This window comes from Kolteria novifilia (assembly GCA_007748055.1).
Lineage (GTDB): Bacteria > Planctomycetota > Planctomycetia > Kolteriales > Kolteriaceae > Kolteria > Kolteria novifilia.
In genome coordinates this window covers 7,270,231-7,293,944 of record CP036279.1, presented here as the reverse complement: position 1 = coordinate 7,293,944, position 23,714 = coordinate 7,270,231, and the positions used below count along the sequence as shown (strand labels likewise).

The window sequence follows — 23,714 nt, the reverse complement described above, 5'->3', positions numbered from 1 at the left end:
GTGGCTCTGGTCCAATGGCGGTGGTTAGCCCTTGGTGTTGGCGAATGCCTCGGCCTCGACCTTGCTGCCCACGACCAACGGCGTTCGTTGGTGGAAACTGGTCGGCTGCACGTCGAGGATGCGCTCCTTTCCGTCGGTGGCGACGCCGCCAGCCTGTTCAACGAGGAACGCGATCGGAATCGCCTCGTAGAGCAAGCGTAGCTTTCCTTCGGGATGGCTCTCGGTGGGCGGGTAGAGAAAGATACCACCCTTGAGCAGCGTTCGGTGAAAGTCCGCCACCAACGAGCCGATGTAGCGCGACGAGTAGCTCGTTCCCAGGTCGCCGTCGCGAAGACGGTTGATGAACTGTTGGTAGTTGGGCGGGAAGGATGCGAAGTTGGCCTCGTTGGCCGAGTAGTACTTGCCTTGGTCGGGCAACCGCATGTTCTCGTGACTGAGGACGTAGGCACCGATGGCCGGTTCGAGCGTGAAGCCGTGAACGCCCTGTCCGGTCGAGTAGACCAGGACCGTCGAGGATCCGTAGACGACATAGCCCGCCGCGACGATGTTGCGCCCGGGCTGAAGCACGTCGCTGTCCTGATTGGTGTTCCAGGACTCGTCGGGCAAGCGGAAGATCGCGAAGATCGTCCCGACCGAGACGTTGACGTCGATGTTGGAAGAACCGTCGAGCGGATCGAAGACGATCGCGTACTTGGCGTGCGGATCGTCGCCGCGCAGGACGATCGGCTCGGCGTTCTCCTCCGAGACCAGGACCCCGACACTTCGGCGAATGCCCAGGCAGTGGATGAGGACTTTGTTCGCGAAGACGTCGAGTTTTTGCTGCTGCTCGCCCTGAACGTTGGTCTCTCCGACCGATCCCAGGACATCGGAGAGTCCGGCGCGACGCACTTTCGCGGCGATCATCTTCGTGGCGAGCGTGATGCCCGAGAGCAGCCAGGAGAATTCGCCCGAGGCATTCGGGTAGTGAAGTCGTTGTTGGCGGAGAATGTGTTGCTGTACCGTGACGACGGAATGTTCGCCGGCCACCTCGGTCAGCGCTTGACGATCCATGTTCTGTTCCCTCGAAATTGTCGACATCGCCTCCTGCGGCCCGGGCGCGAGTTCCCGTGAGCGTTTGATGGCGCCGGGGCTGGAGAGGAGTAGCTTAGCGAATAGCGGGACGGGACAGAAGACCCGAGATGTTCATCCCGGCTCAACGCGTTGGGTTCGACGGGTCCTCCGGCGGCAAGAGGGGGGAATTGCCATCTGGGGGCGAAGCGACTTCGTGGGACGCCTGGTCGAGCACTTGGGACGCGATTTCCGCGAGTTTCAGGACATAGATCGTTCCCTCGCCGCACGCCGTCAGCAGATGCCTGCCGGAGGGGCTGAATCCGACCGAGACGACAAGACTGTCCGGCGCCCCGACTTGAATCGACCGGGTCAGGGTGCCGTCCGCGTTCCAGGTCCTCACCGCGCCGTCGGTTCCCGCCGCCGCCAGCAGGGAGGAGTCGGGGCTGAACGCCAAACAAAGGGTGTGGTAGTTGCCTTCCGAAGCGACCTCGAGCGTTTGCAGGCGTCGGCCGGTCTCGATGTCCCAAAGATGAAGGTGATTGGCCCAGTCGGCGGAGGCGACCATCTTCCCGTTGGGACTCACCGCGAGATCGGCGAACCCGAGGTCGGCTTGCTCGGTGCTGTACCAAAGGCGGCCGCTGAGGGCCTCCCAGACGGAGAGCACGCCGGAAACCTTCTCGTCGGGATCCCCGATGATCGACGCGAAGAGGACCTGGCTGTTGGGACTGAAGCCGAGCCCGCTGACCGGGGTGGATCCCTTGTGGAGCGTGTAGCGGGGCGATCGGGTCTCCGCGGTCCAAAGGAGGACCTTGCCGTCGCGTCGGCCGGCCGAAATCATCGCGTTGTCGGGCGCGATCGCCACCCGAGTGATCGGCACATCTTCTCCCTCGGAGCTTCGGGGCGTGTCGAGGATCTGCCGCAGCTTCCCATCCTTCGAGTTCCAACGACGGATGCTCCCATCGCGTGATCCGGTGATCAGCGAATCGCTATCGGGCGTGAACGTGAGGGCCATCGGATCGAACGCCTCGTTCCCGAGGCGGAACCGCTCGCGAGCTTGAATCGCGTCCCAAACGAGGACCTTGCCGTCGGTGTAGTTGGCCGCGAGATGGGTTCGCGGTGAATCCCACGCGGCCCCCATGATCGAAGCGCTCGTCGCGACCATCTCGATGTGATTGGCGTCGGCCCGCCACAGGGAGATCGTTCCCGGGAGGTAGCCGGCGAACGGATCATCGAAGCACGCGAGCTGCGTTCCCTTGGCGTCGGCGAGAAGTAGTTCGGGTCGACGCCGATGGTGGCGGACCTCGACTTGGAGTTCTCCCGTCTCGACATTCCAGATGTCCAAGCTTCGATCGGTTCCCACCAACAGTTGGCCGGCGGTTGGCCCGAACGCGAGTGTGCGCACTCGGCCACTCACGGCGATCAGCGGGTGATCCTCGCCGGTGGTGGCATCCCAGAAACGCACCGCTCGGTCAGTCGTCGCCGCCGCGATGAGCTGGCCGTCGGGACTCCACGCGACCGCTTCCCGGGAGGAGAGGGGGGAGTCCCACGACCAGCCGATCGGCTCACTCGTCGCGCCATCCCAGATGCCCGCCCCCCGCTTGCCCGCGACAAGAAGACGACTGCCCGCCGGCGCGAAGCGCAACGCCTCGATCGTTCCAAGATCGGGGCTCGCGGAACGAATGAGACGGGGCTCGCCCTTCTCGATCCGCGCGATCTTGAGATCGCCTTGCTCCGTCCCGATCGCGACGAGCTTGCCGCTGGTATCGAACGCGATCGCCGTGATCTCGGCGCCGGCACGGATCTCCTCGGGATCGTCGCCCTCGCGCTCGAGGAGCCGAACCGTCTTGTCCTCGCAGGCGGCGGCGACAAAGCGGCCGTGCGGCTCGATCGCGACCAGACTCACGGGACTCGGCAAGGGCCCGAGTTCCTCGATCGGTCGACCGGTCGCTCCATCCCGCACGCGCACCATCGGTCCCGACCCGGTGATGAGCAAGTCACCCGTCGGCGTGTAGGCGGCATGGACGATCGGCCCCCAGACCGCGAAGGGATTCTCTTCGCGTTGATAGAGTCGCGTGACGGCGACGTCCTCGTCGAGCGTGGGAACTTCCGCGCTGTCGACCGAAAGCGTTCCCTCGTCGAAGGGGCTCGGGAGGTTCGCGAGCAAGGCGCTCGCTTCGAGAGCGAACAGCGTCCCGGCCTCGCGTTTGACGAAGTCGAGGCAACGAGCGCGGATCGCTTCCATCTGCTCGCGATCGCCTTGAACGATCGCGTCGTGTGCTTCCTTGGTGAGGCTCTCAAGTTCCAACTCCCGGAGTCGCTTCGGGGTCGCCCTCCATTCCAGGGGAATCGCTCGCGACTCGCCGCGAGCGAGGTTCACGTCGATCGATTGTGGATGATAGCCCGGTCGCATCAAGTGAAGGTGTCGCTTTCCCCAAGGGCCCGCCAACTGGATGGGGCCCGATGTGGCGAGCGGGACGAGGACGCCATCGACGCGCAGCGAGGCGCCCGCTCGTTGATCGGGGGGCCACTGTAACGTCATCCGCGTCTGGCCCAGCCGATGCCACGTCGAGTAGGACACCGCGCCGATCACAAGCAACAGGCCGACCGCCAAGATGACCGACGCGAGCATGCGCGGCGACCAGCCCCCTTCCTGTTCCAAACGCTTCAGACGGCGCTGTCCCGACGCGGCCGATCGATCGAGCCAATCGGGGATATCCCGATCGTCGGGGAAGACCGAAAGGCTCTCGTGGCCACTCTCGCCCGAGAGCGCCTTGCCGACCGGTTCGAAGACTTCCCGATCCTCAATCGTCTCCGCGGGACCGTCGACGGTGTCCTCGTCGGAGACGACGAGTTGCCAACGCCTCAACTCCGCCGAGAGCGCCGCCATGCTCTGGTAACGGTCGTCGGGTGACTTCGCCATCATCCGATCGTGAATCGCCCGCAGGGTGGCGTCGATTCCGGGGACCTCGGGAATCGGATCCCTGACATGGCGCACGAGGGTCGCGGTCGAGTTCTCGATCCCGTAGGGAGCCTGGCCGGTGAGCAGATGATGGAACGTGCAGCCGAGGCTGTAGATGTCGCTGCGGTCGTCGGCGGCGTGCGTGTCCTCCGCCTGTTCGGGCGCCATGTAGCCAACGGTGCCGACCAGGGCTCCGATGAGGGTGACGTCGGAGGGTTGCTCGTCTCCCTCGACGTTGATCAGCGCCAAGCCCATGTCGAGGATCTTCAGTCGTCCATCGCGCGTCGCCATCAGGTTGGAGGGCTTCAGGTCGCGGTGAATGATCCCTTGTTCGTGAGCGTACTGAAGCGCTTTGGCGGCCTGAAGGATGTAGTTGACCGCGATGTCGGGTGGCAATCCTCCGGCTCGGCGGGCCAGCGACGCGAGATCCTCGCCGTCAACGTACTCCATCACGATGTAGTGCAGGTCGCCATCGGAACCGACATCGATGGCGCGGACGATGTTCGGGTGCTCCAGTCGGCCGTTGGCGACGATCTCTCGTTGAAAGCGAGCGAAGTAGCGTTTCTTTCGCAGGATCTTTGGACGGGGGATCTTGATCGCGACCTGCCGTTGCAGGCGCGTGTCGCGGGCGCGGAAGACGGCGCCCATTCCCCCTTCGCCGAGCTTGCTGAGCAGGCGGTAGCGTTGGTCGACGATGAGAAGCTTGGCGCGATTGGCCGCGATCTGCTTGGCTTGCCAAAGGGTCAGCAGGCCCCGACGGACCATCGCCATCGCGAGACCTTCGGCCGTCCGGCGATTCTCGGGGAGCTTCTGGATGATCGCGCGGACTTGATCGCGATCGACGAGTTCGCTTTGCCACGCGCGCCGAGCGAACTCCGAGATCGAGATCATCTGTCGTCCCTGCCGTCACGTGGTCGCGAAGACGTGCTCACGGCACCTGGATCACTCCATTCCGCGAAGGGAATCGCTCGTGAGTGCCCGATTCGATCCGCCCGCCGTCGGCATCCGGGCGATCATCACCGGGGCGGCGTTTCCCTCCCTCGGTTGCGAATACGACCCCTCGTGACATTCTCGCCGATCGACGAGGGTCATTGTAGCCTTTCCGGGCTGAGATATCGGATCGGGTCGCGCGGCCCCTTCGCCTTTTGCACCACGGTGGCCGATTTCCTTCGCAATGAGTCCTTTTCCGTGAGGTTGACGGTGTAGAATTCGATCGTCACGACACGGACAAGGGAGAGACGACGTCCCATGAAGACATTCGCGATGATCGTGGGAGGGGCGTTGGCCTCGTCACTTCTTGTGATGCTGCTGCTTTTGTCGAGCGACGATGAGGGCCCGGAGCCGCCGCCCAAGGTTGCCTCGTCGAAGGTTCCATTCGACGATCGAGGCGCGAAGGTTCCATTCGACGATCGAGGCGCGAAGGTCGAACCCACCCCCGACCTCGACCTGCCTCGGCCCAAGCCGAGGCCCCCGCGCGAAACTCCTCGCCCGGCGCCGGACCGCTCGTCAATGCCACCGCGTGTGGCCTCTCCCCTGAAACCTTTTCCGATCGACCCGGCGAAGCTCTACGAACTGCCCATTGACCGCAAGGCGATCGTGGTCGCGGCCTACCAACTTGCCGGCACGGCGAACTCCTTGCGGCGACTGGTCGAGCGAGATCTTGGGGGGCCCTCCTCGGGAAGTCGTCTGCTGGGGGATCTCGAGCGACTCGATCGCGAGGCAGCCACGTACTACGAGCAACTTCAACGGGAGATCACGTATCGGCGCGCCGTCGCGGGGTTGGTGGCGCTTCGGTCGACGTGGGGGATGGCGAGCGAAGAGTTGGCCCGCGCGAACTTGGCCGATCGACGGGTGTCACGCGATCGCGACCAGATCGAATCGCTCGTCGAGACGCTGCGGACACTGCTGAAGATTCCGATGAGCGAGCGCGAGTATCTCGACAACCTCGCCGAGCAGTTGGTCGAAGATTCGTCGTGGTTCGTGCGTCATCTGAGGGGCCAGGCTCCGCTGCCGGCACGAATTCTACCCACGATCAAGCAAGCGGAAGATGTCGTCGAGGTGGCCCGCGAACTCAAGCGAGGGATCGCTGCGGGGGATTCGCCCGCCGCGATCGACAACGACATGACGGTTCTCGAGCAGACCTGGGGACGGTTTGTCTCGTCGCTGAACACGGCGGAGGCCCCGAGGGACAGCGCGTTGGTCGAGCGTCGCGACCGCACGGTTTCGCTGATCACCCACCTGCGCCAGCGGCTTCAGGCGACCCGGTGAGGGGCAAGAAATGAACGATCGGGAGCCGCCCCATTGGAACGACTCCCGACGCCGCTGTTTTCAAGTTCACCGAAGCGAAGCGACTACTTCTTCTCTTCGAGCACCGCCTGGGCGGCGGCGAGACGAGCCACCGGCACGCGGAAGGGGGAGCAGCTCACGTAATTCAGTCCCGCACCGTGGCAGAACTTGACGCTGGCGGGATCGCCGCCGTGCTCGCCGCAGATGCCGATCTTCAGTCCCGAACGCTCCTTGCGACCCAACTCGACGCCCATCTTCACCAGCTTGCCGACGCCGTTTTGATCGATCGTTTGGAAGGGATCGTTCGGAACGATGTCGTGCTCGCGGTAGTAGTTGATGAACGGACCGTAGTCGTCACGGCTCATGCCGAGCGTGGTTTGCGTCAGATCGTTGGTGCCGAAGCTGAAGAACTCAGCGTGCTTGGCGATCTCGTCCGCGACCAGCGCCGCGCGAGGAATTTCGATCATCGTGCCGACCATGTATTCGACCGACATCCCCTTCTCCTCGAAGACCGCCTGAGCGACGTCGCGGATGAGCTTCGTTTGGTTGGCGAGTTCGGTCTCGAAGCCGACCAGCGGAACCATGATCTCGGGATGAACTTCGATGCCCGCGGCCTTGACCGCACACGCCGCCTCGAAGATCGCCCGCGCTTGCATCGCGGTGATCTCGGGGTAGACGATGCCGAGACGGCAACCGCGATGACCGAGCATCGGGTTGAACTCGTGCAGCTCATTGACGCGCTTGACGATGACGTCGAGCTCGACGTCCATCTTCTTGGCGATCTCTTTCTGGCCTTCCTCGTCGTGCGGGAGGAACTCGTGCAGCGGCGGATCGAGCAAGCGGACGGTGACCGGCTTGCCGTTCATGGCCTTGAAGAGTCCTTCGAAGTCGCCACGCTGGAACGGGAGCAGCTTCGCCAGCGCCGCCTCGCGAGCCATCTTCGCGTTCGAGAGAATCATCTCGCGAATCTCGTCGATGTGATCGAAGAACATGTGCTCGGTACGGCAGAGTCCGATGCCCTCGGCGCCGAAGGCGACGGCTTGAGACGCCTGGCCCGGCTGGTCGGCGTTGGTGCGAACGCCGAGCTTGCGGAACTCGTCGGCCCACTCCATGACCTGGGCGAAACGTTGGTAAACCTCGGACTTCTCCGGAGCGAGGTTCTTCTCGACGAGCACCTGGAGCACTTCGCTCGGACGGGTCTCGACCTCGCCGGCGAAGACCTCCCCGGTGAAGCCGTCAATGCTGATGTCATCCCCTTGCTTGAGGACGGTGTCGCCAACGGTGAGGGTGCCGGCCTTGTAGTCGATCTCGAGATTGGAGGCACCGCAGACGCAGACCTTACCCATTTGACGGCTAACGAGAGCCGCGTGGGAACTGGTTCCGCCGAGCGCGGTCAGGATGCCCTGGGCCGCCGCCATGCCGCGGATGTCTTCCGGACTCGTCTCGCGACGAACCAGGATGAGCTTGGTGCCGGGGGTCTTCTGAACGATCGCCTCAGCGTCGACGGCGTGGAAACAGATCTTGCCGCTGGCCGCACCCGGACCGGCGTTGATCGCCGTCGTTAAGAGCCGGCCGTCGCTGACCGCTTTCTTCTTCGACTCGGGATCGAAGAGCGGCTGAAGCAGTTGGTTGAGGTCGTCCGGCGGGATCCGCTTGACGGTGATTGCCTCTTCCTTGGTGATGATCCCTTCCTGAACCAGATCGCACGCGATGCGAACGGCGGCGAAGCCGGTCCGCTTGGCGTTACGCGTCTGCAGGAGCCAGAGCTTCTCACGCTGGATGGTGAACTCGATGTCCTGGACGTCGCGGTAGTGCTTTTCGAGGTTCTGGCAGGTCTCGACCAGTTCCTTGTGGGCCGCGGGCATGTCCTTCTCGAGCTCGACCTCGATCCGCTTGGGAGCGCGGATACCGGCGACGACATCTTCGCCCTGGGCGTTGATGAGGTAGTCGCCGTTGACGCCGGGGGTGCCGAGCGAGCCGTCACGCGTCAGGGCGACACCCGTGGCACAATCGTCGCCGAGGTTGCCGAAGACCATCGCCATGACGTTGACGGCGGTGCCCCACGAGTGGGGGATGCCGTACTGGCGGCGGTAAACGAAGGCCCGGTCGTTGTTCCAACTGGAGAAGACGGCCCGGATGGCGCCCCAAACCTGCTCATTGGGATCGTCGGGGAAGTCGTTGCCGGTCTTGGTCTTGATGGCGTTCTTGAAGTCGCTGACCAACTTTTTGAGGTCGTCGGTGGTCAAGTCGTTGTCGAACTTGACACCCTTTTCCTTCTTCGTGTGATCGAGGATTTCCTCGAAGGGATCCTCTTCTTCCTTCGAGGTCGGCTTCAGTCCGAGGACGACGTCGCCGTACATCTGGACGAAGCGACGGTAGGAGTCCCACGCGAAACGCTCGTTGCCAGACGACTTGGCCAGCGCCTCGACGGTGGTGTCGTTCAGGCCGATGTTCAGGACCGTGTCCATCATGCCCGGCATGCTTTCGCGGGCACCACTGCGGCAGGAAAGAAGCAGCGGGTTGTCCTTGTCGCCGAATTTGCAGCCCATTTTCTCTTCGATGAAGGCCATGGCGGCGTCGACTTCCGCCTTCAGCTCCGGCGGGTACTCGCCGTTGTGCTCGTTGAAGTAGGTGCAAACGTCGGTGGTGATCGTGAACCCGGCGGGAACGGGGAGACCGATCTTGCACATTTCCGCCAGGTTGGCGCCTTTGCCACCGAGCAGCTCACGCAGTTTCGCGTCGCCGTCCGCCGTGCCGTCGCCAAAGAGATAGACGTTCTTGGCCATGCTCTATTTCTCCGTCTCGATTCCGTGATATCGGCTCGCCCGCTTTGCCTTGCCCGCGCAATGACATGAACAGCGCCGGGCCCGTGAGCGACAAAACCGGTCCCCGGGGGGCCGACATGCTGACTCAGAACCGTTTGGCAGGGGCTTGTTCCATCTCGCGAAAGTCCTGTCGTCGTTGGCGACATTCCTTCCTGAGGACCAGTAAATCACAGCCCGTTGTACCGAAACCCGCTCGGTTGCCAAGGGATCGGCCGCCGGTTCCAGGCGTGAACGTTCCGAGCGTGGCGGAGGGTGTGGGGCTCTCAGGCCCTTCCCAATAAATGAGGAATCGAGGATGCGGCTTAGTCGTCCTGTCCAAGCGGACAGCGGGCCAGGACCGAGTAGGTCGGCCCGTGGCGACCGAGTTGACTGCCCATGGTGCAGATTTCCGTGATCTCCGTCGGGCCGCCGTGCCAGCTTGCCCATTTTCGCACCCCGTGGTCGAAGGCAAGGGGGTGTCGTCCCTTGGCTCGGCCGATCGTGACGTGGGGGCGGTAGGGTCGATTCTCCCGGCGATAACCAAAGGGCTCGAGCTGGGTGGCGATCAGATCTTGCAGGGTGGTCGTCTCGTCACTCCCCTCGTCACATCCGACCCAGACGATCCGCGCTCGCGCCGGTTTGGGGAAACAGCCGATCGCCCGAAGCGACAGCCAGTACGGATCGAACTCGCGACCGACTTCGGCCAGCGCCTCGGTGATGCCGTTCAGGTCGTTGACGTGGACGTCGCCAAGGAAGACGAGGGTGAGATGGAGGTTCTCGGCCGGGGCCCATTTCACGTCGGGGTAGGAGCGGCGAAGTTCGCCGATGAAACGCTCGAGTTCGGCGTTCGTTTGCTCGTCGAAGCGAAGGGCCACGAACGTGCGGATCGTCTCCACGTTGATCTTCCTTGAAGACTCGGTCTGTCTTCAAGTTATCACGCGTCGTGGGATGTTGTCGAGCGGAAGCGGTCGCCCAGGAGCACGACGGCCGTCGCGAAGAGGGTCGCGCATCCGATCAGGAGCAGGGCGAGCGCCGCTTGCTCGCTGCCGGTGCCGACGTGTAGGAGCGAGAAGACACGCAGGGAAAGGATGTCCAACCCGGGAGGAGCCACGATTTTCGTCGCCGAAAGCTCCGCGAGCGAGGTCGCCCAACTGACGAGCACCGCCAGCCCGACCGCGTGCCGCGCGGGCCAAAGGGCCACCTTCGTCAGCAGGTTCCAAGCATCGGCTCCCTCGACGATCGCCGCGTCGAAGAGGTGCCGGTCCATCCGATCGAAGACGCTGCTCGTGATCAGGAACGCCAACGGCAACGCACGCAGCAGTTGGGCCAGGAAGACGATGGCGGGACTGTCGTAGATCAGCCCCGGGATGCCGAGATAGCCCGGACGATTGAAGAGCGCGATCAGGCCGACGCCGAGCACAGGTCCAGGAAGAACGAAGAGCCAGCACGCCAAGCCAAGAAGAGCGGCCCGCGTCACCTCGCCGCTCCAGCGATGATGCCACGCGAGCAAGATCGCGACGATGGTCACGCCGAGGGCCGTCACCAAGCTCCCGGCGAGGTTGGCCAGGATCGTCGACCACCCACTGGCCAGTTCGCGGGCTAGGTAGTGCCAAGCGGTTGGACTCGACCAACGAACTTCCCCACTCGGCGACGAGGTCAAGCCAAGTTGCCGGCCGAGCGCGCCGAGCGGCAGCAGATAGCCGGCCGCGAGGCTCACGAGCAAGAGCGTCGGAATGAGGCGTCCTTGGGTTAGCTCGCGCCGAGGCGAAGCCCGCAAGCCGCGCGCTCGGCGGCCCAGCGTTTCGACCACCACCGCCAAGAGGACTGTCAACACGACCGTGATAGGAAGGGCGAGCAGGACCGTGGCGGCCTCGGCGGCCCCCGACTGAAACTGGGTATAGACCTCCTCCGCGTAGGTCCGCAATCCGAAGAGATCGGTGATCGCCATCTCAGTGAGGACCGGGACGACGGCGAGCAGCGCCGACGCCGCGAGCATCGGCCAAAGGCTTGGCAGGGTGATCCTTCGCAAGACGCCAAGCGGTCCGGTGTCAAGCAGCGCCGCTTCCTCGAGATCGGCACGACTCGTCGACAGGCCGATCCCAAGAAGAATGGACACCCACGGAACCACCGCCATGACATGGATTGCGACCGCCGACCACCACGCCGCCCAACCGCCTCTCGGAACGAGTCCACTCAGCACGGCGTACCACGCGTCGGCATAGACAACCAGCGGCGTAAATAGGGCCGCGACGAGTCCGACATGCCAAAGCGAGCGGAAGACGACGCGGAATCGCAAAAGCAGTGTGGCCGCGAGGAACCCGATCGGGACGGCGATCGCCGCGATGGCGAATGCCAGGCCAATCGTCGAAGAGAGCAACGAGCGCAGCCGAGGCCAGTCGTCGCGGACCATCGCCCAGGCATCGGCGTCTCCCACGCCCAACCCGATAGGCCAAAGGACGCCGGGCGCGACGATGACCAAAAGCAGACCCCAGACGACGAAACGAAAGCCGTGGTCGGCGAAGAGTCGGCGTCCGGAGGTGGTCGGCTTCATGGGGCGGTGAACGTGTCCTTGATGAAGGTCATTGCGTCGGACCAGTGCTCCACCGCCTTCTCGTAGTTGACCGCCATCCACTTCGGATGTTCGGGAAGGTCGAGCTTCGGCGACGCCTTGGCACGCGGATGGAGAGGGATCTGGCCACTCGGGCCGAGAGCGAGGATTTCCTCGGTCTCGGGGGAGAGTAAATAGTCGATCAGCCGGCGAGCTGGCTCCGCGTTCGGGGCGCCGCGGATCAAGGAGACGGTGTTGGGGATCAGCAGGATTCCGAGTCCGTCCGACCCATTGCCCAGGTAGGTGATCTTCACGGGGTGGTTGGCACGGAGTTCTCCGAGCGAGTCGTCGGTGTCGGTCATGCCGAGTGCCAACTGGCCGGCACCGACGTCGACCGCGACTTGCTTGTTGCCGGAGAGGACGTGAACGCCGTTGCTCCGAAGGCCCAGCAGCCATTGTTTGGTCCACTCGGGCCCCGCGACGGCGAAGAGGCACGCGACCTCCGTCGCGGTCGTGCCGAAGAGGGGTTTCGCCATCCCGAGGCGACCGCGCCAGCGCGGGTCGGTCAACTCCTCGCGTTTCGTGGGGAGCGTTTCTCCTTCGGTCTCGCCGGTGTTCAACAACAGGACGCGAGCGCGGGCGGCGAAACCATACCAGAGATTCTCCGGCGAACGAAACCGTTCCGGATACTCCCGCCCGACGGTCGACTCGAATGGCTCGAGCACGCCGTCGTTGGCGAGCCGGACGGTGTTGAGGATCTCGTTGTTCCAAAAAACGTCGCAACGCGGCCGGCTCCTCTCGCGAAGGAGCTGCTCGGTGAGACCGACCGACTTGGTCGATTCGGTGTCGTACTTCGCCAGGACATGATAGCCGGTTTCGGCCTCGAAACGCTTGAGAATCGGTTCGGAGAACTCGCGATCAAGCGCGCAATAAACGACCACGGTCGGCCGCTGGCCGCAGCCAACGCCGACGAGGCTAGTGAGAAGTACGACAAACACGAAACGATTCATGACTCACCCCAGTCGGTCTTTCTAGAATCTACCACGTCTCGCGAAAGCGGCGTCGTCGCGATTGGCTCCCAGAGTAGCCGATCGTTCCAACCCCCGTGGAGGTGGTGGCGACGTTTCATTCGCGAGCGTCAGTCGTGGGCCGAGTGTCGGGTGCTCCTGCGAACCCGAAGGGTGACTGTCGCGAGAAATTGGAGAGCCAGCGAATGGACAACATCATTCATCTCATCTCCCGCCACTTTGTGACTCCCGCGGAGGGAGCCGACTCGGAGGCGGCATTCTACGAAGGCGAGTTGCCGAGTTGGGATCGCTACGTTCGCAACCATCGTCCCAAGCTCGACGATGTGCCCAACGCCTGGGATCAAGGCCACGTCCCCGAGTCGAAAGAGGCCGCGAATCACCGCGGGCAGTCCTTCTCCGGATTGACGAAGCATCCGCAGCTCCAGCGAGGCTTCGATTGAAACGGGCTCCGCTTAGCGCTTGCCCCGTAGGTCAGCCTGACGCGAGACTCGAACATTGAGGTAGATTCACGAAGGCGAACCCCCTCACCCCTAACCCCTCTCCCACAGGGAGAGGGGAACAAGCGGCTGACACTTAGAGCTAGACGGAACCGTAGGTCAGGCTATTGCCTGACGCATGCGCTGAATCACGAGCGTATCCAGCATGCCCACGGCGAGCGTATCCAGCATGCCCACGGCGAGCGTATCCAGCATGCCCACGGCGAGCGTGGGCATGGCACCCAATCGTCTCGTAGCAGTCGATCGGTTTAAAGCAATCGATCGTTCCGTAGCACCCGAGAGTCACTTGCAACCAAGAGCCGCTGGGCAACGAACTCGTCCATCAGGACCCGAGGCTTGTCACCGCTACTCTTGATTGAGCGTCTCGAGCTCGTGGGGATCGACGGCGATGCCATCGCTGAGGTCCGACTCGGGGGCGAGGATCACCTGTTCCTCGGGGGCGATGCCGTCGAGGATCTCCGCCTCTTCATCGTTGGAAAGGCCGACCGAAACATCGGCGAGCACCGCCTTGCCGTCGCGGACGACATAGACGCGCCATCCGCCGTCGCGGCCCCGAAAGAGGGCCGAACGAGGGACGACCAGCGCATCCTCCTTGCCGGCGGTATAGATGCGCGCCTTGACCCGATAGTCGACGCCGAGCTTCCTCCCCTGCTCCTCCAGACGCTCGAACTCTCCCTCGGCGAACTCAACGATGACGAGCACGCGTTGTTGTTCGACGCCGAGCGAGGAGACCTTCATGAAGCCTTGGGGGTAGATGCGTGCGACGCGGCCCGCGATGGCGCCTTCGCCGAGGGCCGGTCCGAAGAGGTCGACTTGGTCGCCGGGGCTGATGGTGACCGCTTCTTGAGAGAGGACTTCCGCCTCCACTTCGAGGTCCTCGATCCGGCCGAGTTCTAGCAACAGTTCGCCGGCCGGCAGCACGCGTTCGTTCTCGACGTGGCGTTTGAGGACGATGCCGTCGACAGGGCTTTTCAGATCGCAACGGGCCAAGTCGCGCAGCGCCTGTTCGAGCTGGGCCTCGGCTTCGTCCTTCTCTTTTTCGTGGACGGCGCGTTTGAGGGACTTTTTCTCGATGTACTGTTCGATCGCCCGTCGGCCGATGCGGAAACCGTCGCGGCCCGCCTCGAGGGCTCGTAGCAGGAGGACATCCTTGCGGTGATCGACGGTCGCTTCCACCGCGTCGAGCTGGGCTTGGTTGAACTCGAACTCCGACGCCGCCTTCTGCTTCCGAAGCTTTCGCTGCCGTTCGAGTTCCCGATCGTTGAACTCCGCGCGCGCCAGGCTCGACTTGGTCGTCTCCTCCGCCGACTCGACCGTCCTGTCCGTTGATTCGAGGAAGCGATCGACTTGGTCGAGGGCGGACCGCTCCAGGCGTTCGTCGTCGTTCTCCTCGATCCTGGCAGTAAGGGCCTCGACCCGCGCGCGGGCTTCGGCGACTTGGGTCCGAAGGTCGACCTTCTCGATTTGGGCGACGACTTGGCCTTGAAGGACGGGAGACCCCTCGAGGTACTCGATCTCCTCGATCCGGCCCTCGAAGGGCATGGTGATTGAGTAAATGCGCGGAAGTCGCGTCTTGCCCCGCTCCTCGACGAAGGTGCGGATCGGTCGTCGGGTCGCCGTGGCGACATCGACGGGGCGTCCCGAGGGCGAGAGGAGCAGGGAGAGGCCGAAGAGGACAGCCAACCCGATTGCTCCGAACAGGATCCAGCGTTTCATGACGATCGTTGCGCCTCCATCCTGAAAGTCGCATGCGACGGGTGCCGAGTATCCCAAGTCGGGCACCACGGTCCGGCTTTCGCGGGGGCACCCGACTGTCTCCTTTTAAGGGATCAGACCAGCGGGCCGCTAGGCGAACTCGTTCGCGTCTTCCTCCGTGGCGGTGCGGAGTTTCTGCGGAAAGTCGGGATCGAACGAGAGGATGCGCGTCCAGTTCGGGATCGCTTTGGAGCCGGCCGGATCACGCATGAAGCTTTCGCCGGCGATCATGACTTGCTGCGCGAAGGTCTCGACCGCGGTCTCCTCGGAGTGACGATCGTAGTTCAGTCCGTTCATCACGGCGTCGGCTTGATACTGCCGAATCGCGTCCTGAGCCGCTCGGAGATAGGAGGAACGAAGCGACACGAAGGTCGACGGCTGGAAGACGACCCCCATGCTGCCGAGCGTTCGGATCAGCGAGATGAGAATATCGGTGCCCATCCGCGTGAGCCCCTTGCTCGGGTCGCCCTCGGAGAGAATCTGATGCTTGTGATCGTAGCGGGGGCAAAGATCGACTTGGCATACCCGCTTGAGCGAGGTGTTGCGGTAGACCTCCGAGAGCGTGCCGACCTCGAGTCCCCAATCGCTGGGGATTCGGTTGTAGCGAGCCAACATTGGCGTGACGGCGAACTCGCCCGAGAGCGGGTAGCGATAGCTATCGAGATAGAGCAGGAACTGGTGATGGCCGATGATGTTCATCATCGCGCGCAGGATGGGCGTGACCAACAGACGCACCACTCGTCCGAAGAGCCGATCGCCGTAGCGAGCGTAGTAGGCCTTGCAGAACTCGAAGTCGAAACTGGGATGGACCAGCGGCAGACAGAGCCGAGCGAGCATGTCGCGATCGTAGTTGGCGATGTCGCAGTCGTGCAGGACGTAGGCCTGGAGTTCCGAGTAGGAGAGGAAGTAGCCGAAGGCGGTCCAGACCGATTTGCCCTTGCCGGGCGAGCCGAGATCGAGCCCGGCGTCGTCTAGGTGCTGGTAGAGGCGCTGAACGCGTTCGCCGTCAGTCCAGAGTATGCGGGCGCGGTCGCCGAGCCGAGCGATCTTGGCTGCCGCTTCCTTGTAGTCGGCGACATCGGGGGCTTGGCCAAGGACCACGGAGATCTGCTGGACATAGTCGGCGCCGGTCAGTTCTTCGCAGATGCGCTCGAAGGGCGCCGCGCGCATGTCCGAAGCGGTGACGGGCAGCAGCAAGCCGATCGGGCTGTTGACGGTCGCCTCGCGGAGGAGTTCCTCGTGGGCTTCGCGGCCCGCGCCCGCGAAGTCGTGGAGCGTCGTGATGAGTCCATTTTGCAGAAAGTCGGCCATGGTAGTTCTGTTCTCTCAGGGTGGATACCGCATCGTCAGGGAAAGTGAACGGTGGCGATACCGGGACCGGCCCGGACCGCGCGCTCAAGCTGCTGGCATCGCGCCTCTCCTCTCGGTTTGCCGTCGCGTTGGTGACTGTTACCACCTCGTCCACGAAGGTCGACCGATTCCCGTACCGGCGTCGTCGGTCTTCCTTCCTGGAAATGCTAGGCTTCGTCTGCACCGAAGCCGCTATCTATTTATGATGTCGACGTAGCGACGGCGGGATATTCGTGACTGGCCCGGCTCGCCCTCCTTTCAGACGAGATCCCCGATGAGTTTGCCCAACCTCGCGATCGCCCACTACCATCTCGGCCATGGCGGCGTCACGCGAGTCATCGCCAACCACCTCAAGGCGCTCGATGCCGTCCTGAAAGCCGATGAGCAACTCGACGTGGCATTGCTGCATGGCGGACGCGACGACGGATGGCCCGGCGATCTCGCCGCATCGTTTGGACAACTTCGTGTCCGGCTTCATGCACTCCCCGAGCTCGCCTACGACGAGGGAGTGGACGCTTCTCCGGACTCGTTGACCGCGTCGATCAAGCGTCTCTTGCAAACGATCGGTTTCTCCAAGGACGAGACGGTCCTCCATATTCACAACCATTCGCTGGGCAAGAACATCTCCCTTCCCGGCGCGGTGCGAAGACTCGCGAGCGATGGGTGGCGTCTCCTGCTGCAACCCCACGATTTCGCCGAGGATTTCCGCTCGGCGAACTACGTTCGTTTGGCGACGGCGCTTGCCGATGGTTCCCCCGAGAAGTTGGGCGCCGAACTCTATCCGCTGGCGGATCACGTTCACTACGCCGTGCTCAATTCGCGCGATCGCGCGTGGTTCGCCGAGACGGGGATCGTCGACGATCACTTGCATCTGCTTCCCAACCCGGTGCCGGATTTGGGGGAGATTCCGCCCTCCGGTCCCGCCAAAGCGGTGCTCGAGCGAGAGTTGGGCATTCCCGCCAGTCGGCCGCTCTTGCTCTACCCGGTACGGGCGATTCGTCGCAAGAACGTCGGCGAGGCAATCTTGTGGTCGGCGTTGCTCGCGGGGCGGGCGACGGTCGGCGTGTCGCTGCCGACGCTCAATCCCGCGGAGGTCGAGTCCTATCGCCACTGGCGGCAACTCGTTGACGTGCTTGCGCTTCCGTTTGTCTTCGAGACGGGCGCGAGGAGTTCGCTTCGCTACACGGACTGTCTCGCGGCGTCGGACGCGATCTTGACGACGAGCCTTGCCGAGGGATTCGGGATGGTCTTTCTCGAGTCGTGGTTGGCGGGCCGCCGGCTCTTGGGGCGAGACTTGCCGGAGATCACGGGCGACTTCGTCAACGCCGGCGTCGATCTTGCCGCCCTACAGCCGTCGCTGAAGATTCCGGTGTCGCTGGTCGCGCTCGATGACTTGCGCGAACGGATGGTGGCGATTTTTCGACGCCTGATTCGGAACTACCGCTTGCCAGTCCCTTCCGAGGAAGAGCTCGAGCGAGCCTTTTGCCAGCGCGTCGGCGCGACGGTTGACTTCGGCGATCTCGACGAGTCGCTCCAGCGAGCGGTGATCGTTCGGGTGGTTCAGGAACGGTCGAGTCGCCAGGCGATTGCGGCGGCGAACCCGTGGATCGTCGATCAGTGGGACCAGCCCGCCGCGTCCTTTGAAGGAAGGATCGCGGCCAATCAGGACGCGATTCGCTCGCATTTTGGCCTCGAGGCCCTGGGCCAACGTCTCTTGAATCACTATCGAAGCATCGCGAAGCAACCGGTTGGGGCATCGGTCGAATCGGTGCCTAATTCGGCGGCGTTGCTGAGGCAGTTTCTCGCATTCTCGCGATTCCGCTTGTTGCGGACTTGAGAGGACTGACAGCTCCATGTCCGCGTCCATCATCGACCATCTTCGTCAATCAGCGACTTCCCTGGAGCCGGTGCCCACGGCTGAGACGCCCGTCCTGGAAGAGCTTCCGGACGTCCGCGCGGTCCTGTTCGACATCTACGGAACGCTTCTGGTGAGCGGGTCGGGCGACGTCGGGACGCTCCGTCAGGCGGCGCGCGAGGACGTCTTCGCGGAAGCCCTCGCCTCGGTCGGGTTGAAGTGTCGAGTCGCGGGTCACGTCGGTTTTTCGGCCTTTCTTGCGACCATTGAGCGAGATCACGCCGAGGGACGCCAGCGGGGGACGCCTTTCCCCGAGGTCGAGATACGCTCGGTTTGGCGGCGAACCATCGCCGCGCTGCGTGGTCGTGGCGATGTGGAGGGGCCCGAACTCGACGACGACGCGATCGAGCAACTGGCGATCGCCTACGAATCCCGAGTCAACCCGACGTGGCCGATGCCCCACGCGGCCAAGGTCATCCGATCGCTGGCGGAACGCGGCTATCCTCTGGGCATTGTCAGCAACGCGCAGTTCTTCACCCCGATGCTCTTCGAGGCCTATTTCCGTTGTTCGCTCATTGAGTTAGAAATGGAACCCGATTTGCTCGTTTTCTCGTTCGAGCATCTGGCCGCGAAACCGGGGCCGGAGTTATTCGCGCGAGCGCTCAACGCTCTTCGTGGCCGTGGGATCGAGGACTCGCAAACGCTCTATGTCGGCAACGACATGCTCAACGACGTCATGGCGGCATCGAAGGCCGGTCTGAAGACCGCGCTCTTCGCCGGCGACAAGCGGAGCTTGCGACTTCGGCGCGAGGATTCCCGCTGTGACGGAATTCGGCCTAACCTGGTCTTGACGGAACTCGACCAACTTACAGACTGTCTGACTCGCCCGCCTATATGAGGACGCAAGATCAGCGATGGGACAGAACATCGGCTTCATCTCGACTCGATTCAGTGGCACTGACGGGGTCTCCCTCGAAAGCGCCAAATGGGCCGAGGTTCTTTGGCATCACGAACACATCAGCTACTGGTACGCGGGCATCCTCGATCGCGCCGACGATATCAGCATGCTCGTTCCCGAGGCTTCTTTCGATCATCCCGACATCGCGAAGATGAACGAAGAGGCGTTCGGCACCACGACTCGTTCCCGCGAATTGACTCGCTCCATCTACGACATGGCCGAGTACCTCAAAGGGACGATCTACCAGTTCGTCGAACGCTACAACATCGACATCCTGATTGTGCAAAACGCCCTGTGTATCCCGATGAATATTCCGCTCGGGGTCGCGCTGACGCACTTCGTGGTCGAGACCGGATTCCCGACGATCGCCCATCACCACGACTTCTACTGGGAGCGGACTCGCTTCACGCCCAACTCCGTCGGCGACTTGCTGACGATGGCGTTTCCGCCCGCGCTGTCGACGATTCAGCATGCGACGATCAACTCGGCGGGGCAGCAAGCCCTCTCCCACCGCCGCGGCATCTCCTCGATCCTCGTGCCCAACGTGCTCAATTTCGAGGTGCCACCGCCGCCAATCGACGACTACTGCGCCGACTTTCGCCAGGCGATCGGCGTCAGCGACGAGGATATCCTCGTCGTGCAACCGACTCGGGTCGTTCCCCGCAAAGGCATCGAACACGCCATTAGTTTAATCTCCGAGCTTCGGGATGATCGCGTCAAGCTCATCATCACGCACAAGGCCGGCGACGAGGGCTACGACTACAAGGAAGCGATCGGCGAGATGGCTGCCCGGCAGAACGTCCAGCTTCTGTTCGTCGACAATCGCATCGGCGAGAAACGCGGTCTCGACGAGCATGGCAAGAAGCTCTACTCCCTCTGGGACGCGTACCAGCACGCCGACTTGATCACCTACCCCAGCATCTACGAGGGATTCGGCAATGCCCTCCTGGAGGCCTTCTATTTCCGCAAGCCGGTGGTCGTCAATCGCTACTCCATCTACATCGACGACATCGAGCCCAAAGGATTCGAAGTCATTGCCATGAATGGCTTTATCACCAAACAGGTTGTTGACAGTGTCCGACGTCTCTTGACAAATCCCGAGTATCGCGCGGAAATGGTCGAGCACAACTACGCGGTCGCGTCCCGCTTTTTCAGCTACAGCGTCTTGCGACGGAAGCTGAGGGCGCTCGTGACCAACTTCACCGGTGCGGACAACCTTTGATCCCCAGAGCAGAAGGGATTCCTTTTGCTGGACACGCTTGCGTCTCGACTCCGGCCGCGACTGACGCGACTGTACGGGACCGATGTGGAATCGGTCCTCGAGCGCCTCGTCGCGCTCGCGGAAAAGCATCTTCCCGACATCAAGGAAACGCGCAGCCAGCGCTGGGACCAGCGCGATGTCTTCCTCATCACCTACGGGGATCAGATCCAGCGGGATCAAGAGGCTCCGCTGGCGACGCTGCATCACTTCCTGCGCGATCGCGGGCTCGGAGATTGCCTCAGCACGGTCCACGTCTTGCCGTTCTTCCCATATTCCTCCGATGACGGCTTCTCGATCATTGACTTCGTGCAAGTCGATCCGGCGCTCGGCACCTGGGACGATCTCGCCGATCTTCAGCAGGACGCCGACCTCATGGCCGATCTGGTCCTCAACCACCTCTCGAGCAAGAGCGAGTGGTTCCAGGCCTACCTCGCTGGCGATGCGACCTACGAGCGGTACTTCATTGAGGAAGACCCCGCCGCCGATGTCTCCAGCGTCCGGCGTCCACGAAGCTTGCCGTTGTTGACTCGCTTTGAGACGAGTCGGGGAACTCGCTACATCTGGACGACCTTCAGCGACGATCAGATCGATCTGAACTACAAGGAGCCCGACGTCCTCATCGCGATGATGGATGTCTTCCTCACCTATCTCTCCCACGGGGCGCGGATCATCCGGCTCGACGCGGTCGGCTATGTGTGGAAGGAACTCGGGACCTCGTGCATTCACCTTCCCGAAGCCCACGAACTGGTCAAACTGATGCGCGACGTGCTCGATGTCATCGCGCCGCATCGGATCCTGATCACCGAAACCAACGTTCCCCACGCCGAGAACATCAGCTATTTCGGCGACGGAGACGAGGCCCACATGGTCTACCAGTTCAGTCTGCCGCCTCTTCTGCTCGACGCGCTGCTGACCGGCGACAGCGCGCCGCTGGCCGCCTGGGCGAAGACTGTCTGTGAGTCCGCTCCGGGGACGACGTTCTTCAACTTCACCGCCTCGCACGACGGGATCGGAGTCACGCCGTTGGCGGGATTGGTCTCCGACGAGCGCTTTGGCGCGTTGGTCGAAGCGGCGAGAAGCCGCGGGGCCCATGTCAGTACCAAGACCGATTCCGACGGTGGCCAAAGTCCCTACGAACTCAACGTCACCTACTACTCCGCCCTCGCCGAGCCGGGGGATGAAGGATCGGAGCTTCACCAACGCCGCTTCCTCGCATCGCAGACGATCATGATGTCGCTGCGGGGAATTCCAGCGATCTACTTCCATAGCTTGGTCGGCACGCCCAACGACGTCGACGGCGCGGCGCGGACCGGGCGAGCGCGGAGCATCAATCGCCGCAAGTTTCAGCTCGAGGAACTCGACGCGATCCTCGACGACGCCTCCTCTCCGCAGCGAAAGATCTTCGATGGCCTCAAGCAGCTTCTCGAGATTCGCACGCAGCAGGCGGCGTTCCATCCCGAAGCCCCGCAGATGGTTCTCGAGTCCAAGGATCCCGCACTCTTCGGATTCCGCCGGACGAGCATGGATGGCACGAGTCGAATCATCGTCTTGGCCAATGTCTCCGGCGCGGCCGTCGAGGCCGACATGAAGACGCTCGACATGGTCGGCGGCTGGGAGGCGTCGCGCGATCTGATCTCGGGACGCACGACGCCGGAGGACCGACTCGTTCTCGAGCCATACCAGGTGATGTGGCTCACCAACGTTTGACGATCGCTTCGGGGGCGTCGCGTCCATGCCTCCACCGCCGCGCTTGCGGGGGCAAGCGTCTGACTTTGGGGAGCCGAGGTTCGCCAAGGCCCCAGTCGTTTTCGTCTGCCGCTCATGTCGAACTCCCGGTAAGGTGGACACTTCGCAAGCCGAATTGACGTTGTCGAGATTCCACGCCATGACTCGTGAGCAACTCCGTGCCCTCCAGTGGCAAAAACTCTCCACGGGACTCGATCGACTCTTCGCGTCGAACGCCTTCTATCGCGAGAAGTTCGCCCGGTCGGGAATCGCCCGCGAGGACATCAAGGGCTGGGACGACTTCCAGCGACTCCCCTTCACCACAAAGAAGGAGCTCGCCGCCGATCAGGAAGCGAATCCCATCTACGGGACGAACCTCACCGAGCCCCGCGATTCCTACGTCCGCTTGCACCAGACCTCGGGAACGACCGGGCGTCGGCTGCGCTGGCTCGACACTCCCGAGAGTTGGGGATGGATCCTGAAATGTTGGGAGCAGATCTATGACGCGGTCGGCATCGACGCGAATGATCGCTTCTTCTTCCCCTTCTCGTTCGGGCCGTTCATTGGATTCTGGGCGGCATTCGAAGGGGCGAGCCGAATCGGCCGGTTCGTTCTCCCCGGCGGCGGGTTGACCACCAACGCGCGGCTCCAGCTCATGCTCGACAATGGGATCACCATCGTCCTGGCGACGCCGACGTACGCCCTCCGGATGGCGGAAGTTGCCGAGGAGGAGGGCATCGACCTCGCCCATTCGAAGGTTCGTGGGCTGATCCTCGCGGGTGAGCCGGGAGCGAACATCCCCGCGACTCGGCAGCGACTCGAACAGGCTTGGGGAGCCCGGCTCTACGATCACAGCGGGATGACCGAAATCGGATCGATCGGGATCGAATACGACGAACTTCCCGGGCATTTGGTCCTCCTCGAGGACCAGGTGATCGCGGAGGTTCTCGACCCGCGTACCTTGCAGCCGGTGGAGGATGGCGAACTCGGCGAGTTGGTCCTGACAACGCTGGGACGCTGGGGGTCGCCCCTCATTCGCTACCGGACCGCGGACGCCGTTCGTCCTTCCTGGCAGTTTCGTCCCGGCGGCAAACCCTTCGTGGCGCTCGATGGGGGAATCCTCGGGCGGATCGACGACATGATCTGGGTGAAGGGAAACAACGTCTATCCCAGCGCGATCGAGGGGCTGGTCAGGGAGTTTGACGAGGTCGCCGAGTTCGCGATCGAGGCGCGGGAGCTCTCCAGCGGTACCCGGCTGGTCATCTGCATCGAGCCCAAACCGAGCGTCGCCAATGGTCCGGCGCTGCTCGCGTCGATTGCCCGGATGATTCAGGATCGGTTCTACTTCCGCCCCGATGTCGTGCTCGCGGAAGAGCCCTTGCCCCGGTTCGAACTCAAGGGACGGCGGTTTCGCCGGGTCCACGTCGACGGGTGAGGTTCCTCGCCCCAACTGCCTCGGCCGCGCCGATGAGTCTCTTTAGGCAACTTTCCCGCTTTCCTTGTTTTGAACGATCGCCGAGCGAAGAGAATCCGATTCTGAGGATTCTTATTTCTGCTCAAGGTTTGCCGGTCGTGCCGCCGATGAGAACCGACAGAACCAGTTTGTGAATTCGGTGCATTTGAGGGCAGACCACGCCC

15 protein-coding genes are annotated in these 23,714 nt (G+C 63.1%); 7 read left to right on the top strand and 8 right to left on the bottom strand.

Going from position 1 to position 23,714, the window contains the following annotated elements; translation table 11 throughout:
- Window positions 1-24 precede the first annotated feature (24 nt).
- Window positions 25-1,050, bottom strand: a complete 1,026-nt coding sequence (gene fbp, locus Pan216_RS26725) for a class 1 fructose-bisphosphatase (RefSeq protein WP_145263073.1) — start codon at window positions 1,048-1,050, stop codon at window positions 25-27.
- 142 nt (window positions 1,051-1,192) lie between these two features.
- Window positions 1,193-4,900, bottom strand: a complete 3,708-nt coding sequence (locus Pan216_RS26720) for a WD40 repeat domain-containing serine/threonine protein kinase (RefSeq protein WP_145263071.1) — start codon at window positions 4,898-4,900, stop codon at window positions 1,193-1,195.
- A 357-nt stretch (window positions 4,901-5,257) separates the two neighbouring features.
- Between Pan216_RS26720 and Pan216_RS26715 the strand changes: the two genes are divergently transcribed.
- A complete protein-coding gene (locus Pan216_RS26715; RefSeq protein WP_145263069.1) occupies window positions 5,258-6,277 on the top strand; it encodes a hypothetical protein in 1,020 nt (339 codons plus the stop codon).
- A gap of 83 nt (window positions 6,278-6,360) precedes the next feature.
- Here the strand turns inward: Pan216_RS26715 and ppdK are convergent, their stop codons facing one another.
- The 4 genes from ppdK to Pan216_RS26695 form a co-directional block, all read right to left on the bottom strand.
- Window positions 6,361-9,081 (bottom strand): pyruvate, phosphate dikinase, encoded by a 2,721-nt coding sequence (gene ppdK / locus Pan216_RS26710; protein WP_145263067.1) that lies wholly within the window; start codon window positions 9,079-9,081, stop codon window positions 6,361-6,363.
- 341 nt (window positions 9,082-9,422) lie between these two features.
- The gene (gene thpR / locus Pan216_RS26705) at window positions 9,423-9,995 is read right to left on the bottom strand and encodes an RNA 2',3'-cyclic phosphodiesterase (RefSeq protein WP_419193041.1); all 573 of its coding nucleotides are present in this window, start codon (window positions 9,993-9,995) and stop codon (window positions 9,423-9,425) included.
- Between the two features lie 38 nt (window positions 9,996-10,033).
- Window positions 10,034-11,650 (bottom strand): ABC transporter permease, encoded by a 1,617-nt coding sequence (locus tag Pan216_RS26700; RefSeq protein ID WP_145263063.1) that lies wholly within the window; start codon window positions 11,648-11,650, stop codon window positions 10,034-10,036.
- Window positions 11,647-12,657 carry an ABC transporter substrate-binding protein gene (locus tag Pan216_RS26695; protein ID WP_145263061.1) on the bottom strand — a complete coding sequence of 337 codons (1,011 nt, stop codon included), beginning with the start codon at window positions 12,655-12,657 and terminating at the stop codon, window positions 11,647-11,649. Before Pan216_RS26695 ends, Pan216_RS26700 begins: the two co-directional genes overlap by 4 nt.
- A gap of 203 nt (window positions 12,658-12,860) precedes the next feature.
- Between Pan216_RS26695 and Pan216_RS26690 the strand changes: the two genes are divergently transcribed.
- Complete coding sequence (locus Pan216_RS26690) at window positions 12,861-13,115, top strand: hypothetical protein (protein ID WP_145263059.1); 255 nt, start codon at window positions 12,861-12,863, stop codon at window positions 13,113-13,115.
- Between the two features lie 402 nt (window positions 13,116-13,517).
- On the opposite strand, the gene Pan216_RS26685 is transcribed toward Pan216_RS26690, so the two are convergent.
- Window positions 13,518-14,888 (bottom strand): permuted SH3 domain-containing protein, encoded by a 1,371-nt coding sequence (locus Pan216_RS26685; protein ID WP_145263057.1) that lies wholly within the window; start codon window positions 14,886-14,888, stop codon window positions 13,518-13,520.
- Between the two features lie 129 nt (window positions 14,889-15,017).
- Complete coding sequence (locus Pan216_RS26680) at window positions 15,018-16,238, bottom strand: glycosyltransferase family protein (RefSeq protein ID WP_145263055.1); 1,221 nt, start codon at window positions 16,236-16,238, stop codon at window positions 15,018-15,020.
- Window positions 16,239-16,551: 313 nt separating this feature from the next.
- On the opposite strand from Pan216_RS26680, the gene Pan216_RS26675 reads away from it, so the two are divergent.
- The 5 genes from Pan216_RS26675 to Pan216_RS26655 all read left to right on the top strand — a co-directional run bounded on the left by Pan216_RS26675 (window position 16,552) and on the right by Pan216_RS26655 (window position 23,511).
- Window positions 16,552-18,114 (top strand): glycosyltransferase, encoded by a 1,563-nt coding sequence (locus Pan216_RS26675; RefSeq protein WP_145263053.1) that lies wholly within the window; start codon window positions 16,552-16,554, stop codon window positions 18,112-18,114.
- Between the two features lie 16 nt (window positions 18,115-18,130).
- A complete protein-coding gene (locus Pan216_RS26670; protein WP_145263051.1) occupies window positions 18,131-19,030 on the top strand; it encodes an HAD family hydrolase in 900 nt (299 codons plus the stop codon).
- Between the two features lie 16 nt (window positions 19,031-19,046).
- Entirely contained in the window at window positions 19,047-20,312 is a 1,266-nt protein-coding gene (locus Pan216_RS26665; protein WP_145263049.1) for a glycosyltransferase family 4 protein, read from the top strand.
- Window positions 20,313-20,336: 24 nt separating this feature from the next.
- Window positions 20,337-22,058, top strand: a complete 1,722-nt coding sequence (locus Pan216_RS26660; protein WP_145263047.1) for an alpha-amylase family glycosyl hydrolase — start codon at window positions 20,337-20,339, stop codon at window positions 22,056-22,058.
- A 178-nt stretch (window positions 22,059-22,236) separates the two neighbouring features.
- A complete protein-coding gene (locus tag Pan216_RS26655) occupies window positions 22,237-23,511 on the top strand; it encodes a phenylacetate--CoA ligase family protein (protein WP_419193040.1) in 1,275 nt (424 codons plus the stop codon).
- The last annotated feature ends 203 nt before the right edge of the window (window positions 23,512-23,714 follow it).

Excerpts from the sequence above, each read along its gene's own strand:
- Pan216_RS26655 (WP_419193040.1), top strand. The coding sequence starts at position 22,237 with ATGACTCGTGAGCAACTCCGTGCCCTCCAGTGGCAAAAACTCTCCACG.
- Pan216_RS26700 (WP_145263063.1), bottom strand. The coding sequence starts at position 11,650 with ATGAAGCCGACCACCTCCGGACGCCGACTCTTCGCCGACCACGGCTTT.
- Pan216_RS26690 (WP_145263059.1), top strand. The coding sequence starts at position 12,861 with ATGGACAACATCATTCATCTCATCTCCCGCCACTTTGTGACTCCCGCG.
- Pan216_RS26665 (WP_145263049.1), top strand. The coding sequence starts at position 19,047 with ATGGGACAGAACATCGGCTTCATCTCGACTCGATTCAGTGGCACTGAC.
- Pan216_RS26670 (WP_145263051.1), top strand. The coding sequence starts at position 18,131 with ATGTCCGCGTCCATCATCGACCATCTTCGTCAATCAGCGACTTCCCTG.
- Pan216_RS26680 (WP_145263055.1), bottom strand. The coding sequence starts at position 16,238 with ATGGCCGACTTTCTGCAAAATGGACTCATCACGACGCTCCACGACTTC.
- Pan216_RS26715 (WP_145263069.1), top strand. The coding sequence starts at position 5,258 with ATGAAGACATTCGCGATGATCGTGGGAGGGGCGTTGGCCTCGTCACTT.
- Pan216_RS26720 (WP_145263071.1), bottom strand. The coding sequence starts at position 4,900 with ATGATCTCGATCTCGGAGTTCGCTCGGCGCGCGTGGCAAAGCGAACTC.
- ppdK (WP_145263067.1), bottom strand. The coding sequence starts at position 9,081 with ATGGCCAAGAACGTCTATCTCTTTGGCGACGGCACGGCGGACGGCGAC.
- Pan216_RS26675 (WP_145263053.1), top strand. The coding sequence starts at position 16,552 with ATGAGTTTGCCCAACCTCGCGATCGCCCACTACCATCTCGGCCATGGC.
- fbp (WP_145263073.1), bottom strand. The coding sequence starts at position 1,050 with ATGGATCGTCAAGCGCTGACCGAGGTGGCCGGCGAACATTCCGTCGTC.
- Pan216_RS26695 (WP_145263061.1), bottom strand. The coding sequence starts at position 12,657 with ATGAATCGTTTCGTGTTTGTCGTACTTCTCACTAGCCTCGTCGGCGTT.
- Pan216_RS26685 (WP_145263057.1), bottom strand. The coding sequence starts at position 14,888 with ATGAAACGCTGGATCCTGTTCGGAGCAATCGGGTTGGCTGTCCTCTTC.